This is a genomic window from Bacillus chungangensis, assembly GCF_030812995.1.
Classification (GTDB): domain Bacteria; phylum Bacillota; class Bacilli; order Bacillales; family Bacillaceae_C; genus Bacillus_CF; species Bacillus_CF chungangensis.
On sequence record NZ_JAUSTT010000050.1, the window covers coordinates 1 to 15,094 of the forward strand.

General features: G+C 37.3%; 15 protein-coding genes, 1 rRNA gene, 1 pseudogene and 1 riboswitch. Of the genes and pseudogenes, 4 read left to right on the forward strand and 13 right to left on the reverse strand.

Going from position 1 to position 15,094, the window contains the following annotated elements; genetic code table 11:
- The 10 genes from J2S08_RS22025 to J2S08_RS22070 form a co-directional block, all read right to left on the reverse strand.
- A 16S ribosomal RNA gene (locus J2S08_RS22025) occupies positions 1 to 65 on the reverse strand; the annotation flags it as partial.
- Positions 66 to 937: 872 nt separating this feature from the next.
- A complete protein-coding gene (locus J2S08_RS22030; RefSeq protein ID WP_307233452.1) occupies positions 938 to 2,272 on the reverse strand; it encodes an NCS2 family permease in 1,335 nt (444 codons plus the stop codon).
- A gap of 177 nt (positions 2,273 to 2,449) precedes the next feature.
- A riboswitch (purine riboswitch) is annotated at positions 2,450 to 2,551 on the reverse strand.
- Between the two features lie 406 nt (positions 2,552 to 2,957).
- A complete protein-coding gene (locus tag J2S08_RS22035) occupies positions 2,958 to 3,815 on the reverse strand; it encodes a CPBP family intramembrane glutamic endopeptidase (RefSeq protein WP_307233454.1) in 858 nt (285 codons plus the stop codon).
- Positions 3,816 to 3,981: 166 nt separating this feature from the next.
- Entirely contained in the window at positions 3,982 to 4,761 is a 780-nt protein-coding gene (locus tag J2S08_RS22040; protein ID WP_307233456.1) for a hypothetical protein, read from the reverse strand.
- Entirely contained in the window at positions 4,748 to 5,629 is an 882-nt protein-coding gene (locus J2S08_RS22045; protein WP_307233459.1) for an ATP-binding cassette domain-containing protein, read from the reverse strand. The genes J2S08_RS22040 and J2S08_RS22045 overlap by 14 nt, the downstream gene beginning before the upstream one ends.
- Positions 5,626 to 6,003, reverse strand: coding sequence for a GntR family transcriptional regulator (locus J2S08_RS22050; RefSeq protein WP_307233461.1), 378 nt, complete (start codon positions 6,001 to 6,003; stop codon positions 5,626 to 5,628). The genes J2S08_RS22045 and J2S08_RS22050 overlap by 4 nt, the downstream gene beginning before the upstream one ends.
- 678 nt (positions 6,004 to 6,681) lie before the next feature.
- A complete protein-coding gene (locus J2S08_RS22055; RefSeq protein WP_307233463.1) occupies positions 6,682 to 8,331 on the reverse strand; it encodes an FAD-dependent oxidoreductase in 1,650 nt (549 codons plus the stop codon).
- Between the two features lie 91 nt (positions 8,332 to 8,422).
- Positions 8,423 to 8,797, reverse strand: coding sequence for a rhodanese-like domain-containing protein (locus J2S08_RS22060; protein ID WP_307233465.1), 375 nt, complete (start codon positions 8,795 to 8,797; stop codon positions 8,423 to 8,425).
- Between the two features lie 332 nt (positions 8,798 to 9,129).
- Positions 9,130 to 9,441 (reverse strand): rhodanese-like domain-containing protein, encoded by a 312-nt coding sequence (locus tag J2S08_RS22065; RefSeq protein ID WP_307233467.1) that lies wholly within the window; start codon positions 9,439 to 9,441, stop codon positions 9,130 to 9,132.
- Between the two features lie 874 nt (positions 9,442 to 10,315).
- Positions 10,316 to 10,429 (reverse strand): cysteine peptidase family C39 domain-containing protein, encoded by a 114-nt coding sequence (locus tag J2S08_RS22070; RefSeq protein ID WP_307233478.1) that lies wholly within the window; start codon positions 10,427 to 10,429, stop codon positions 10,316 to 10,318.
- A 116-nt stretch (positions 10,430 to 10,545) separates the two neighbouring features.
- Between J2S08_RS22070 and J2S08_RS22075 the strand changes: the two are divergent.
- Positions 10,546 to 10,744, forward strand: a pseudogene (locus J2S08_RS22075) (transposase); the annotation flags it as partial.
- Between the two features lie 191 nt (positions 10,745 to 10,935).
- Here the strand turns inward: J2S08_RS22075 and J2S08_RS22080 are convergent.
- Complete coding sequence (locus tag J2S08_RS22080) at positions 10,936 to 11,547, reverse strand: NDxxF motif lipoprotein (protein WP_307233469.1); 612 nt, start codon at positions 11,545 to 11,547, stop codon at positions 10,936 to 10,938.
- On the reverse strand, positions 11,544 to 12,119 hold the full coding sequence (locus tag J2S08_RS22085; protein ID WP_307233480.1) for an HAAS signaling domain-containing protein: 576 nt from the start codon (positions 12,117 to 12,119) through the stop codon (positions 11,544 to 11,546). Before J2S08_RS22085 ends, J2S08_RS22080 begins: the two co-directional genes overlap by 4 nt.
- A 753-nt stretch (positions 12,120 to 12,872) precedes the next feature.
- Between J2S08_RS22085 and J2S08_RS22090 the strand changes: the two genes are divergently transcribed.
- The 3 genes from J2S08_RS22090 to J2S08_RS22100 are packed head-to-tail and all read left to right on the forward strand — an operon-like array spanning position 12,873 to position 13,934.
- Positions 12,873 to 13,175: a hypothetical protein gene (locus tag J2S08_RS22090; protein ID WP_307233471.1), complete on the forward strand. Its 303-nt coding sequence runs from the start codon at positions 12,873 to 12,875 to the stop codon at positions 13,173 to 13,175.
- 8 nt (positions 13,176 to 13,183) lie between these two features.
- Positions 13,184 to 13,315: an IS3 family transposase gene (locus J2S08_RS22095; RefSeq protein WP_307233473.1), complete on the forward strand. Its 132-nt coding sequence runs from the start codon at positions 13,184 to 13,186 to the stop codon at positions 13,313 to 13,315.
- Positions 13,278 to 13,934, forward strand: coding sequence for an IS3 family transposase (locus J2S08_RS22100; RefSeq protein ID WP_307233475.1), 657 nt, complete (start codon positions 13,278 to 13,280; stop codon positions 13,932 to 13,934). Before J2S08_RS22095 ends, J2S08_RS22100 begins: the two co-directional genes overlap by 38 nt.
- 68 nt (positions 13,935 to 14,002) lie before the next feature.
- Here J2S08_RS22100 and J2S08_RS22105 read toward each other — a convergent pair whose 3' ends face one another.
- Positions 14,003 to 14,710 carry a dihydropteridine reductase gene (locus J2S08_RS22105; RefSeq protein ID WP_307233477.1) on the reverse strand — a complete coding sequence of 236 codons (708 nt, stop codon included), beginning with the start codon at positions 14,708 to 14,710 and terminating at the stop codon, positions 14,003 to 14,005.
- Positions 14,711 to 15,094 lie beyond the last annotated feature (384 nt).

Genomic DNA, 15,094 nt, shown 5'->3' on the forward strand with positions numbered 1-15,094 from the left:
TCGACTTGCATGTATTAGGCACGCCGCCAGCGTTCGTCCTGAGCCAGGATCAAACTCTCCAAAAAAGTTCAATTAACTTCGGATCTCTGCGTCAGTTTCGGCTCGGCGCATCCTCACGTACTTTTGTACGCTCCGGTGCTTCTCGCCAAAACTTCCTTGATCTCCTCGTTACTTGAACTTTTTACGTTCTAACGAAGAAATCTTCACCGAAAGTCAAAACTAATTTTTAGAAGCTTGAATAGCTCATAGTTAAAATTTAGAATTACATTGACGTTTTGTTTTGTTCAGTTTTCAAGGTTCAAATTCTTTCGTCGTACCTTTTCTCAAAGGCGACTTTCTAAATATAACATCTAAACAAGTAGCAGTCAAGAGCTTTTTTAAAAAATATTTTTTTAAGTCTTTAGCTCTATTGCGACGCTGTAATAATATTAACACCTGTTCCTCCATTCGTCAAGGTAATATTTAAATTATATAATTTTACCAACATGTGAAGACATTATTCATAAAGTGAAACTTCCATGAGTAGGGGTTTTCTCTCATCCCCTACTCATGGGAAGTAGAACAAAGGCTAAGGTCGCAACGTCCTCGAAAAAGGAAAACGCTTTTTCTTCGTGCGATGTATCGCTGCCGAAGCTTTCCTTGTCCTGTTGCAACGCCTTTGTGACCGACATTCTCGAAAAAGAAGAGCACTTTTTCTTCGTGCGATGTAGATTCAAGAAGCTTTCCTTATCCTGTCGGCCCGAACCAATCGGACATTTAACTTTCAGTTATCCCCCACCCAGCGCTTCTGATTCTCTTACTCCCCGAGGTGGAGGTCTTGACTCGCCAGTTAGAGGTGGGATAAACGATTGTTTTCTACATATATATATATATATGATAGGAAGATCACATAATAAAGCTCCCACCTTCTAAATCAGCGGGAGCTTTTGCTTCATACTTATAATAGGAAGATAAAATATGCAATAAAAATGACAAAGAGAAAATACATAATTGGGTGGATTTCTTTTCCTCGCCCTTTCAACAGCATTGTAATAGGATAAAAAATAAATCCAATTGCAATCCCTGTTGCAATCGAGTATGTTAACGGCATTGTGATGATTACGAAGAAAGCCGGAACAGCGATTTCGAATCTTTTCCAATCAATATCACTTAATGCAGATACCATTAAGACCCCTACAATAATCAATGCTGGTGCTGTAACTGGTGCTGTAATGACACCTAATAGCGGTGAGAAAAATAAAGCTAATAAAAAAAGACCCGCTGTTACTACGTTGGCGAAACCTGTTCGTGCACCTGCAGCAACCCCAGCTGATGATTCAATAAAAGAAGTTGTTGTCGATGTACCTAAGATCGCTCCTACGACTGTAGCTGATGAATCTGCAAATAATGCTTTTCCGGCACGTGGAAGCTTATTATCTTTAATAAATCCAGCTTGGTTTGCAACAGCTACAAGCGTCCCAGCAGTATCAAAGAAATCTACAAATAAAAAGGTTAGCACAATAACAAGCATTTGAAGGTTGAATAAAGAACCTATATCATGAAAAATTGGTTGAAGTGCTGCTCCAAATGTTGGTTCAAGACTCGGCACTGCACCTATTACCTGCTTTGGCACTTCAATTAATCCAAAAATCATTCCAACAACGGCGGTAATAACCATCCCATAAAAAATACCGCCATTCCAGCCTTTCGTCATCATAATAATGGTAATAAATATTCCAAAAATAGCAAGCAATACATTTGGATCTGTTAAATCACCCAAACCGACAAGTACAGCATCATTGCCAACGATGATGCCAGCGTTTTGAAACCCGATAAAAGTAATAAACAGGCCAATTCCAGCACCTACTGCTAATTTCAATTCTGCTGGAATAGAATTAATCACTTTTTCCCTTAGTCCTGATAAAGTTAATAAAGTAAAAATAATTCCTGAGAATAAAACTCCTGTTAACGCCTGCTGCCATGGAATACCCATCCCTAACACAACTGAATAGGCAAAGAAAGCATTTAACCCTACTCCTGGTGCAAGTGCAACTGGATACTTCGCCAAAAATCCCATAATCAATGTCCCAATAGCGCCCGCTACGGCTGTTGCAACAAATACTGCGCCGGCATCCATCTTCATCTCATCAGGAAGTCCATCAACCGTAGAGAGAGACAAGGTGAGTGGATTCAAAATTAAAATGTAGGCCATAGACAAAAAAGTGGTTAGGCCACCAATGAACTCACGACGATAATTCGTACCTAGCTCATCAAACTGAAAATAATTTCTCATTCTGCATCCTCCATATCTTTGTTACTAAGCTGGACCTACCATTAGAACCAAGACAGTCTTGGTATTCTCACGAATCATCCATTTTATCCAAAAAAACACCCTTATCACATATTGCGATCAGGGTGTTGGCAGGCAAAATGAAAGAAACGTCATAAGAAGCATCTAACGTATAGATACTTACGCATTTCTTCATTTCGTAGTCAAGCTATTTACGGCAGCTTGGTAGAAACTCTCAGGCCATATTCCTGATATTATACGAAAATAAAGTGAAACTTCCATCAGTTGGGTTTTCTCTTATCCCCCACTGATGGGAAGTAGAACAAAGGCTAAGAACGCAACGTCCTGTTGCAACGCCTTTTGTGACCGACATCCTCGAAAAAGAAGAGCACTTTTTCTTCGTGCGATGTTGATTCAAGAAGCTTTCCTTATCCTGTCGGCCCGAACTAATCGGACATTTACTGGCAGTTATCCCCCACCTAGACCTCTTCGAGTCCTCTTACTCCCCGAGGTGGGGGTCTTACTGCCAGTTAGATGTGGGATAAATATTTTTAATGATGTCGTTATTTTATCAGTGTAAAAAAGAATAGTCAACAAAAAATACGAACATTAAATATAATTTAATATACAATCATTCGCTTTTAATTGTTAGAAAGTTAAAAAAATTGTCCGTGGAGTCATATTGTCATTATGCTCTTTTCCGTATAAAACGCTTCGCACCTAATATAAAGAGCGATACAATGATGCCACCAATCACAATCATGTAGAAAGAGATAAATACCCCACCAAGTCCGAGCAATGAGTCGTGATAGGTTATAATTGGCGGAGCGTCATATCCATGTGAAAAGATCACAAACCTGGAAATTTCTAAGAATGCCAGGTGAAAACCAATCGTCGTCCAGAGACTTCCAGTCCAGAGACGAAGCAACTGCAAACATATCCCAAAGCATAGAATTAATATAATATAAGGCAGGTTAATGACGTTTCCAGGAGCAAGTCCAACTATCGCTTCAATCTGGTGAACTGCTATAGGGACACAGACAAATAACAGTGTTTGAAATAATACCGCTAGCCAAGTGGAGAAGCGATGACGTAAGACATCATATATCATTCCACGCAAAGCTAATTCCTCCGGCAAAGCTTCATACAAAAAGGCAATGATCGAGTTTATAAGTAGCGCAGCAAACCAATAATCAGGGGTATGCCATTGTTCAATGACGATCCATCCTTGAGAAGTCGCGATCATAAAACCTAACGAAGCGAGTACAATGGCCAGAAGCACTCCTGTTATAAAGTGATAAGCACTTTTCCATGAATAGACCGGCTTTTTCGGTTTTACACCAGTCAGCCGATAGACATGCTGATACAAATACAAAATAGGTGGAACCACCAGCCCACTCATCACGAGCCCCTGAATTAACTTTCGAACGTTGTTAGATAAGCCGAATTGTTGTTCAGCAATCGTGCCAGAAAGACCACTTAGGAACAAACCGCCGGTTATTGTAACCCATCCGGCGAGTAGAAGAAGTATCCATTTTCGTTTCATATATTATTTCCTCCTATGTAAAAATTTTTTTACTTTACCATCGATATAAATATTACCGCTAGTAGATTTATAGACGCTTGCCAACATCCTTAAAATACATACACCTCTTTTGATATTAAACTAAGGAAGGAATCGGCTTTTCAATTACGATAAACTTTTTATCCTCTTACATTTTAATGGTAACTTTTTTCGTCAGTAGACGGATTATCCAAATAGAAATAAAGATTAAAACGAATAGACAGAAAACTGTCATGCCTAATGGGAGAGAAGCCAATATTTCAAATCTGCTAGATATAGGTAAATCAAGTGAGATTCTTAATAGTACGTCTTCTAAAGTTAAAATAATAAAAGCAATGACAATAAATCCTATTCCAATTCCATTAGCAAATCGGCAGAAACTTGCACTGATTAACCAGCCAACTAAATAATACATAAAGAGATTTAAACTAAACACGCCAATAGCTAAAACCAAATTACTTTGTGGGTCAACGAAGGGTGAAAAAACGATAGAATGTACAATATCTGTCCTAAAATCACCGATTTCCAGTAACATTGAATTAATATCTAGTTCTTTAAAACTTATTTTATCCATATTTTTTATCACTAATTGTTCCAATTGAGATATACAGATTAAAATAATAGGAATAGCAGCAGATAATCCAATAGAAGACAGAAGTGTTCCTTTAAAATAATCTTTTCTTGTTACGCCATTTTTTACGAATTTGGGAAGAGAATGCCCAGAAAGTATTCCAACAACAAGTATGAAAATATTGGAGAAAACAAAAACTATATTATAATAGCTGTCTACTTCGTACCCCTGAATAAATCCCTGGATTATTTTAAAAATATGAATGGCTAAAGCTGCTCCTAAAAATTGAAATGCCCATAACAATTGAACAAAAAACATATCGTTGGCAATTTTAGGAAAGATTCTAGATTGTCTCATCTTCATCTATCTCCTTAGTTAAATGTATAAACAACTCATTAAGGGAAAGTGGTGCTATTTCAAGTCCTTTGTCCAATGCAGTTTTTCGTTCGTGATCATGAAGTTCTCCATAAATCATGACGGATTTTGTATTACCTAAATATTGTACGTTAATCTGTTTCTTTTCCTGGACAAAGTTATCGACGATTTTTGCATTTCCAGTAATTGCAGCACCCTTTGAAATAAAGGAATAACACTCTTCTTGCAGTAAAATTTTCCCTTCGTTTAATAAAATTACTTCGTCAAATAAATAATCCATTTCATTTATGAGATGGGTTGAAAGTATCATGATTCTCGGATGATTCTCCTGATCTTTTAATAACTCTTTGTAAAATATATCTCTTGATGGAGCATCCATACCAAGATATACTTCATCAAATATCGTGATAGGTGTTCTACTCGCTAAACCAATGATTACATTCAAAGCAGATTGCATTCCTTTTGAAAATTGTTTTATAGGCTTCTTTTTGTTGAGTTTAAATTGTTCTATCAGGTATTCAGCATAATCCATATCGAAATTAGGACGGTATCGTTGTATTTTTTGCAGTACAGCTTTTACATTTTCAGATGTATCTTTATAATCCTTGTTATAAATAAATGCAACTTGCTGCATCATTTTAGCATTTTCAAATGGAACTTCCCCATTGATGGTAACAGAACCAGTGGATGGTTCACGGAATGATGCAATAATGGATAAAAGCGATGTTTTCCCAGCACCATTTCTCCCTAGAAGTCCATAAATTTTCTCACCGCTTAACTCAAGTGTGATATCTTTGAGTGCCACATAACCACCATAACTTAAACTCAAATTGTTTATTTTGATGTTCATTCTGTATCACTGCCTTTCACATCTTTAATGAAGAGAATGATATCTTTTTCGGTGAATCCCAACTTTTCAGCCTCTTGAACTAGTTTAACAACATAATCTTCAATAAAAGATTGTTTTCTTTTTTGAACAAGTTTCTCTCTAGCTCCTCCTGCTACAAACATTCCAATTCCTCTTTTCTTATAAAGAATACCCTCATCAACCAATTGATTAACTCCTTTTGTTACCGTAGCATGGTTAATTTTATAAAAATTAACAAGCTGATTTGTTGAAGGAGCTTGTTCTCCTTCTTTTAATTGATTGTTAATAATTTGATCTTCAATTTTTTCACGTACTTGTATATAGATTGGTTTATCTTGATTAAAAGGTCTTCTCATTTTATCGCCTACTATTCTTCATTTGTGATATATACTAATACGGTTATATACTCATGTATATAACCATAATAGATATTACTGTATAAGTCAATATTGATTTATGTATGAACAAAATATTTTTTCGTGAAACACTTGATAATCAGTTTTTCCCTGTAGGTTCGGAATAAAGTTTGATTAAAAACAGTATGTATAATAGAAGAAAACCTCGTATTTTGAAAAAAAAATTTGATCAAATACGAGGTTTAATTGTAATTGGCAAATAAAATGCATTAAACGTCAGTTAAAAATGTACCCACTTGACAACTTCAATTTTTAGTTCTGTAAGATTATGTAGAAAAAAAGAAAGGAGGTATTCTATAATGATGAATGGTTGTTGGTTCATTTGTTTACCAAAAGATAGAAAAAACCTCTAGAAAAGCCGTTAAATCAGCGATTCTAAAGGTTTTCCTTCTTTCTTATTTAATATGACAGGGAACTTTGTCAAAGAAGTCCAGAGGAACCGTATTCATAGGTGTATATAGTAGCTTTATGAGTACGGTCTCCTAATATAGTATTTACTTTTTTTATAGTCTTCTTATTTTCATTTGATGAGACTTTCAACTATAAACGTAACCAATACATGGTTCGTTATATCTGGTATTTTGAAATTATCCTAATTTACAAGGCAACATCTCTTTCTTATTTTGGGGAATACTTCGACATGGAGTACGTACGATAACCGCCGGTTAAGTTCTTAACCTTAAAACCGTTCTGTTTAAGAATACGGGCTGCGATGTATCCCCTGATACCTACAGCGCAATACGTATACACCTCTTTGTCTTTATCGAGCTCGTTAATGCGTTCCCGAAGCTCATCGACCGAGATGTGTACAGCACCATCGATATGCCCTTGCTCATACTCCATAGTGTTTCTCACGTCTAGCAGTACCTGCTCTTCTGGCTGCAGCATCTCCAGATCCTTCACCGTGAAAATATCCAATTGTCCCGACAGAACGTTCTCCGCCAAGTAACCTGCCATGTTTACCGGGTCCTTCGCAGAAGAGAATGGAGGCGCATAAGCGAGTTCAAGCTCAGCCAAATCATAAACGGTTCCCTTTAAGCGCAAAACCGTTGCGATGACGTCAATTCGTTTGTCAACTCCCTCGGAACCGAATGCCTGTGCCCCTAATATTGTGCCTTCGTCGTTAAACAACAGCTTCATCGCTATTGCTTGCGCGCCAGGGTAATATCCGGCATGTGAGTTCGGGTGTATATAAATAGTACGATATGGAATATTCATCTTTTGCAAAGTTCTTTCGTTGAATCCCGTACTTGCGCCTGTAAGACTGAACACTTTAATAATGGATGTTCCTTGCGTTCCCTTGTACATGGTGTTCAATCCACAAATATTGTCCGCTGCAATTCTTCCCTGCTTGTTTGCAGGACCAGCGAGCGGTATAGCCGTTCTTTGTCCATCCATATCCGTCGTTTCCACAGCATCCCCTACGGCATATACGCCATCACAGTTTGTTTGCATCTGCTCGTTTACGATAATATGGCCCCGTGCGCCCAGTTCAATCCCAGAGTTTTTGATAAACCCGGTATCCGGTGTTACACCGATTGCAAGGATCACCAAGTCGGCAGACAGCTGCAGTCCGCTCTTGAGCGAAACTTCAATTCCCTGCTCCTTCTCACGGAACGCTTCGACTCCATCTCCAAGGACCAGCTTTACCCCATGATCCGCCATTTCCTTCTCAGCGAACGTAACCATTTCGGAATCGAAAGGTGCGAGAATATGAGGCGCGGCTTCAACCAACGAAACGTCTAATCCACGTTCCCGCAGGCTTTCAGCCATTTCTATTCCGATAAAGCCACCTCCAATGACAAGAGCGCTTCGGGTTCCCTCTTGATCGACATAAGACTTGATCCGGTCTGTATCCGGAATATTGCGTACCGTGAATATATATTTACTGTCAATGCCTGGAATAGGGGGCTTGATTGGCTTCGCTCCCGGAGATAAAATCAAGTAATCATAAGACTCCTCATACGTCCCTTTATCCGCACTGTTAACTTTAACCTTCTTGTCCTGTGTATCGACCTCGATGACCTCACTCTTAATACGAACATCTATATTGAACCTTGCCTTCATATTTTCAGGAGTTTGCACCATCAGCTTGGAGCGCTCCTTAATCGTCTCTCCGATATAATAAGGAAGCCCACAATTGGCGAACGAAATATAGGAGTCCCGCTCGAACATAACAATTTCCGCATTCTCATCTAATCTTCTAAGTCTCGCAGCCGCTGAAGCTCCTCCAGCAACCCCGCCAACGATCAGTATCTTTTTACCCATAACAATCCTCCTCATTGTCCATATACTTATACGGATATAACTATAGTTGTATCATCCACTAGCTCGCAAGGAATAAATATGATTTTTTTTATCACTTTTTTGTTATCGGACCGTCCCATACAGAAATGCCGCCGTTTAACTGGGAAATTTGGTTGTATCCATTTTTACTGAGTATCTTCGCTGCTTGCTTACTCCTCATCCCGCTACGGCAGTATAGATATACAGGTTTTTCCTTCGGAATTTCATTTAGACGTCGCTCAATTTGACTAAGAGGTATATTTACTGCTCCAGCGATATGACCTTGTTTAAACTCATGTCCTTCCCGGACATCGACTAATTTATGCCCTTTATATTCACTTTTGAACTGCTGTAGATTTAGATTTTTCATTCCTTTCACCGGAACAAATTGTTTAAACAGCATCCAAGCGACAAGAGCAATTATTAACGCATAAAGGCCGTAATTCATGCTACTTCCTCCTGCTTCAACTTATTTATTATCGGTGATGAGGAAACCTGCAACGGTTTGACCCAATCTCAAGCTCGAACTCAAAGACCAAAATGTGTGTGCCTTCTTGAAATGATACTCTCACTATCCTATTGGTTATATTTTGAAGTGAAAAGAAAAAGCACCCGGTCATCAGGATACTTTAACGGCAGTCCTTCCATACGCTTGAGCCGATGCATCACATCTTCGTCATATTTCATCATAACGATTTTCCTCCATTCATCACAGATGTATGATTCGGGAAAACCATTATTGGAAAACCTTATTTGTGTTTATTATGCCGTTTTATGGTTTTATTCAGTCGGACCAGTCCAATATGACATGCCTCCGTGCATATTGGTAACGTTGTAACCCATTTCTTCCAGATGCTCACAGGCAATACCGCTGCGGCTCCCACTGTAGCAGACTACGATAATTTCCTTATTTTTATCCAATTCATTATATCTTTGAGCTAAGTAGCCTAGAGGAATATGCTTTGCGCCCGGGATATGTCCTGATTCCCATTCATCCATTTCCCCGACATCCAGGATGCTAAGCTTCTCGCCCTTTCCCAATCTAGCTTTAACGTCTTCAGGCATCACTTCTTTTGAATATCTACCAGCCATGAATAACACTCCTTATAAAGTGAAACTTCCATCAGTGGGGGTTTTCTCTCATCTCCCACTGATGGTTAGTTGAACCAATCGGACATTTACTGGCAGTTATCCCCCACCTAGACTTCTTCGATCCCTCTTACTCCCTGAGGTGGGGGTCTTACTGCCAGTTAGATGTGGGAGAAATTTTGACCCATATCCACCTGAAATCGAGTTCCATAAACAACTCTTTTCGCTGTTAATATGATACGCGTACTGCTTAATCGCTAATTTGAGCGTCTGCAAAGACTGACCCCGACAAAGTTCTGCGCTTCATTTCCTTGATAAAGTGAAACTTCCATAAGTGGGGTTTTCTCTCATCCCCCACTCATGGTTAGTTGAACCAATCGGACATTTACTGGCAGTTATCCCCCACCTAGACTTCTTCGATCCCTCTTACTCCCTGAGGTGGGGGTCTTACTGCCAGTTAGATGTGGGATAAAACAGCTTTAGCATAGGAATTCCTTGAATTCACTATTTCACCGCTGAAAACTGATTCTCATCAACATTCAACTTTGCAACTAGAACCTCACTTTCCAGTTCTTCGTTCGCCAATTGCTCAAGGATCGGACCGTTTAAAAGGCAAGGCCCACGCACGGAGCCCAAAAGTCCACGTGAACCAATTTGTTGCTCTGAATGACCTGTTCAGGAGAACTGTCAATAACTTTAACTGTTGATATCGTACTTCCCTTCTTTATACAGATACCCCCATTGGTATTATAATAGAGTGAAAACTTCCCTTTGTCAACAGGAGTGCTAAAACCCAACTAAATCAAGTAAGAGGGGCGGACAGCACCTGTTTTTTCACCGCTGAAGCTTGTAGAGCAGGTTAGAGAGAGTAAACATCTCAAGGGGAAGGATACTCTTCTCTTAATTGATTAAGATCTGTATGGTGTCGATAATAATTTAGCAACATAGCCAAACAAGCTAAGCCACATTCGCTATATGCCATCTGTTGGATAAAAGGAACTCTTTCTCATATCATCATGTGCACATCTCTTTTTGAATAGATTGAGTGCTATGGGACAAAATGTCTTCCTAGCGATGATTCATAAACTGATAAGTCCATTTATTTGACAGGCAATATTTCAAGAAAGTGAGTATTTTAAAGAAAAAGCGAAAGATCGCCATAAAATTGAAGCGAAAAATAGTGAGTTAAAGCATAGACACAAGGTATGATGTGGCGGTATCTTCGGGTCTAATTGGCATGGAATTACAAGGAGCAATGGCTATATTCAAGTTAAATTTAAAAAGGATATTGAAACTTATGGAATAAAAATGAAACAATGTAGCTGAACAATTGGTAAAAAAAGATGACTCTACATTCAAAATTGAATTTGAGTCATCTTTTTTTGATACAGATTTATATATTTATTGAAAAAATGAAGTTTTTCAGTAACCTCATTTAAATCGGGGGGCACCTTTTTGAATTTCCATCTTATACAGTTCAATGGATTAACTTTTTCTTTATTTCTTAATATTCCGTCCAAATGCTTTTGTGTGAATATTCTTCTTATCAAGGAATTCTTCTATTTTTTTCTGTTCTCTTCCATTCACCACACCACTTTTATCAATTATTGATTCAATGTCTATTTCAGAAAAACTTCCTTCACTTACGTTATCTACTATATTATCGAGTATTTCATTTAATTCATGAAGATACTGATTTAAAGCTGTAATGTAATGACTAATTCTTTCGGACTCTTCTTGATAACCTTCAGGCAAGGTATTATTTAAGATATAATTAGAGAAATTCTCATCATTTTCTTTTAGAAGTTTGTTAATTTTGTCAAATTCCTCCAATTCAGTTTTATTTAATTCCTGACCTGCATCTATGATCTCCTGAAATAGATCACTAGCATTATATAACTCTTCGCTGCTGTCTAGATATATTTTTATGCTTAGTTTCATTTCTTCTTCGTCAATTAAACTATTGTTTTTTTCAGAGGTGAAAATAGTACTAGGGATTTCTATGTTCTTTGTAAGAGGAATTTCATCTTCTGTAGCGTCTATATTTTCTTCCTGGGAACATGCACTCAATACAAAAATAATGAAGAAGCTATAAAAGATTCTTCTCATATTAATTCCTCTCCCTTGTAAATAGAGATGTTCCATTTCAAGATTTTAACAAATAATCTAACAAAAGATTTCCCAATATAATATCCCAGTATTGCTAATAAAGAACCTAAAATAACACCTTTTACGACCTGATAAATTTCCTCCACTCCAATTATATTAAATCCATAAACAAATCCCATTACAATTAAGATAACTGGAGATAGAATCATGGCTGGTACAGCAATGATATAAGCTAATATAAATGGTGTACATAATAGCAACACAAATAAACTCACTATAATAATGATGCAATTCGCAATACTTAATCCCATGATTGTCAACAGTGCTGTAGACATACTTTTTATGCTTTTATTTTCTTCTACTTTATTAATAGCATAAACAGCGTTTAATTCTTTAGCAATCTCTTCAGGCTTTCCTAACTCTTTAGATATTTCCTCCTCACTTTTATTCTCATTGCCTCCATCAACAAAATGCATATAATATTCTTCTACAATATCTTTTTTTTCTTTTTCAGACATATACTTCAAATTATTTTTCAGCAATTTTAAAAATTTATTTTTGTTCAAGTACATCATACTCCTTGACAAAGCAATTAGGATAAACTCATTCCATTCACATTTTAGAGTGTTAAGTTTATTAAAACGGTGCTTCTTTCAATTCTTTATGATAACTGGCTAGATAATCTTATGAGATATTTTTTTACTAATGAATAACCATATTCATCTTCTTTACTTATATAAGACTATTAATTCTAGTACACCCTTTTTTAAATTGATTATTCATCATTTATCACCATTATTTATAATTGAACTAATACTCCAAGATACTAAACTGAACACTGTACAGATATAATTATATGTATAATTTAACACCTATTTACAAATTAATCAAATATTTTTATAAATAATTAAAATTTCCAATTTATAATTTAATTGAGCTTCGCACCTTGAAAAATCAATATAAAAGTCATTTGTGCAATCCTATCCGTAACCATTGGAATTCCTAGTGTTCTTGTACCTCCGGCTTTCTTCATTATTTCCACGGCTTTAACAGTTGAGGAAAGTAACTTCCAGATGACATTCCATTCCATATTTTATACAGATTATCTTTGAGATTTACTTCGAATTCTTCGTGGGATTGCTCATCAATTCCAGATGACCCTTTATTTGCTTTTACTTTAAGGTAGGCTTCGTATACTTTGTTTATAGATATTCTATATGCTTTGTTTTATGCATAAGTTCCTCCCAATTTAATGGTTACTTTGGATAGACTACACTATATTAAGGTCATACAAGCTTGATTCAAATAAATCTGAGGAGATCAAGATGATCAAGCGAAAAAGAAGAACATTCTCACAAGCGTTTAAAGAACAAATGGTTCAGCTACACGCTTCTGGAAAACCAAGGAGTGAAACATCCGAGAATACGACCTTGCCCCTTCGGCTTTTGACAGATGGGTTCAACTGCAATCAAGCCAGTGGTTCCTTCCAAGAAAAGGATAACCGTCCTCCAGAGCAGGAAGAGTTGATCAAACTACGAAAACAAAATAAACAACTTGCCATGGAGAATGATATTTTAAGCAAGCCACGCCAATCACGGACGAAAGTAAATGTGATTACTACTATTTAGTGAAAAAAATGAATCGTCCTGAGCCAGATAAAGCTTTAAAAGAAACGATTAAAGCGATTTATGACGAACATGAAGGACGTTACGGCTATCGTCGTATTCGTAATGAATTTGGCGAACCGTGGTCAAAAAGTGAATCATAAAAAAATACAGCGAGTGATGAAAGAGTTGGGTTTGAAATGCTTTGTACGTATAAAAAAATATCGCTCTTACAAAGGAACGGTTGGCAAGACTGCCCCGAATGTTTTGGATCGCGAGTTTAAAGCTGAAAAGCCAAATGAGAAATCGGTAACAGATTTTACGGAGTTTAAATTATTTGGAGAAAAGCTCTATCTTTCACCTGTATTAGACTTATTTAATGGTGAGATTATCACCTATACAATTGGCTCTAGACCTACCTATTCCCTTGTTTCAGAGATGTTGGAAAAAGCTTTTAAACGCTTGTCAGAAGACGATGAGCTCCTAATGCATTCCGATCAAGGCTGGCATTATCAAATGAAACAATACCGTCATGCCTTAAAAGAACGTGGTATCACGCAAAGTTTGTCACGTAAAGGGAACTGTTACGATAATGCCGTAATGGAATATTTCTTTGGGATTATGAAATCGGAGTTCCTATATTTTAAGGAATTTGAGAGTATAGATCATTTTAAGCTAGAATTAGCGAAATACATCGAGTACTACAACAACAAACGAATAAAGGCAAAATTAAAAGGCATGAGTCCGATACAATTTCGAACTCATACCCAACCCGCTGCCTAATAACAGTGTCTAACTTTTAGGGGGCACTTCATTCCTCTTACTCTTGAGGTAGGGGGTCTTACTGCCAGTTAGATGTGGGATAAAAACTTAGGCCGTTGTTGTTCATGCTTGTCGAGCATAATCTGTTCCGGCTTGATGCCCTGTTCACGTAGTACTTCAATGTTCTGCACGAGGAATTCGTCACTGCCGACAACATAGAAAAGTCCATCCTTGTCTGCCGCAAGTTTTTTTACTTCTTCATAGTAGTCTTTTCGGTTATCAACAAACTGTGATGTGAACTTCTTGTCAGGAACGGATTTGAAAATATTAGTGAATAAGAAATCTTTTGATGAATCGATGTTCAAGGAATGAATTTGATTGACGTTGTCAGCACTTTCGAAATAATCAAGCACAAGCGGTCTGAAGGTTGCCAGACCGACACCTGATGACAGTAGGTAAATATTTTTCCCTTCTCTTTTAAGCGGTACATTCGAATGAGTTTTAAAGAGTGCAATTTCATTGCCGACTTCAAGATTTCTTAAGATCGCTTTAAACTCAGAGCATTGTTCTCTGATGCGTGTTGTGATACCGATTGAATTTTCATGCGGTAAAGTCGAGATTGACATATGGCGAATTAGCCCGCGGTTTGGTTTATCTCCAGCATTAAAACCTTCCAGTGCGAAGTGGGTGTGAGCACCTTCTTCCCATGTAAAGCCTTCCGGACAGTCGAGCATGAATGTTTTAATCTCAGGCGTTTCTTCAATAATTTTATTTATTTTAGTCCAGTATATTTGCATGATACATTCTCCTTATTCAATTATATGTTCGTTACTATCTAATATACAACAATTGATAATAGTTATCAATTAATTCACTTTCACATAACTCATACAGTGCAGGAACAGCAAAAATACTATTTCTTTCGTAATCAACATTTTTTTGTAACCCACTTACAAAAGTATTTTTCTAGATAATTCCCCTATTGCGGTATATATTTATTCTGCAATCGCGCCCAGTTAGTTGAATAACATTCGTGAACTACTCACCACTTATCGACCTTGCGGTCTGATTGAAGTGGGAGCTTCCTGGGAACTAGATACTTTTGTTAGCTATCTATATTTACCAAGCTATAAGGGCAGTCCCTGCCCCTAGAGAAAATACCAACTACATGGCGAGTTTCA

Coding starts and splice junctions, on each gene's coding strand:
- J2S08_RS22060 (WP_307233465.1), bottom strand. CDS start 8,797: ATGAATTACGGCCTTTATGCGTTAATAATTGCTCTTGTCGCTTGGATG.
- J2S08_RS22095 (WP_307233473.1), top strand. CDS start 13,184: ATGAATCGTCCTGAGCCAGATAAAGCTTTAAAAGAAACGATTAAAGCG.
- J2S08_RS22040 (WP_307233456.1), bottom strand. CDS start 4,761: ATGAGACAATCTAGAATCTTTCCTAAAATTGCCAACGATATGTTTTTT.
- J2S08_RS22100 (WP_307233475.1), top strand. CDS start 13,278: ATGAATTTGGCGAACCGTGGTCAAAAAGTGAATCATAAAAAAATACAG.
- J2S08_RS22090 (WP_307233471.1), top strand. CDS start 12,873: ATGATCAAGCGAAAAAGAAGAACATTCTCACAAGCGTTTAAAGAACAA.
- J2S08_RS22085 (WP_307233480.1), bottom strand. CDS start 12,119: ATGTACTTGAACAAAAATAAATTTTTAAAATTGCTGAAAAATAATTTG.
- J2S08_RS22030 (WP_307233452.1), bottom strand. CDS start 2,272: ATGAGAAATTATTTTCAGTTTGATGAGCTAGGTACGAATTATCGTCGT.
- J2S08_RS22080 (WP_307233469.1), bottom strand. CDS start 11,547: ATGAGAAGAATCTTTTATAGCTTCTTCATTATTTTTGTATTGAGTGCA.
- J2S08_RS22050 (WP_307233461.1), bottom strand. CDS start 6,003: ATGAGAAGACCTTTTAATCAAGATAAACCAATCTATATACAAGTACGT.
- J2S08_RS22105 (WP_307233477.1), bottom strand. CDS start 14,710: ATGCAAATATACTGGACTAAAATAAATAAAATTATTGAAGAAACGCCT.
- J2S08_RS22045 (WP_307233459.1), bottom strand. CDS start 5,629: ATGAACATCAAAATAAACAATTTGAGTTTAAGTTATGGTGGTTATGTG.
- J2S08_RS22065 (WP_307233467.1), bottom strand. CDS start 9,441: ATGGCTGGTAGATATTCAAAAGAAGTGATGCCTGAAGACGTTAAAGCT.
- J2S08_RS22055 (WP_307233463.1), bottom strand. CDS start 8,331: ATGGGTAAAAAGATACTGATCGTTGGCGGGGTTGCTGGAGGAGCTTCA.
- J2S08_RS22035 (WP_307233454.1), bottom strand. CDS start 3,815: ATGAAACGAAAATGGATACTTCTTCTACTCGCCGGATGGGTTACAATA.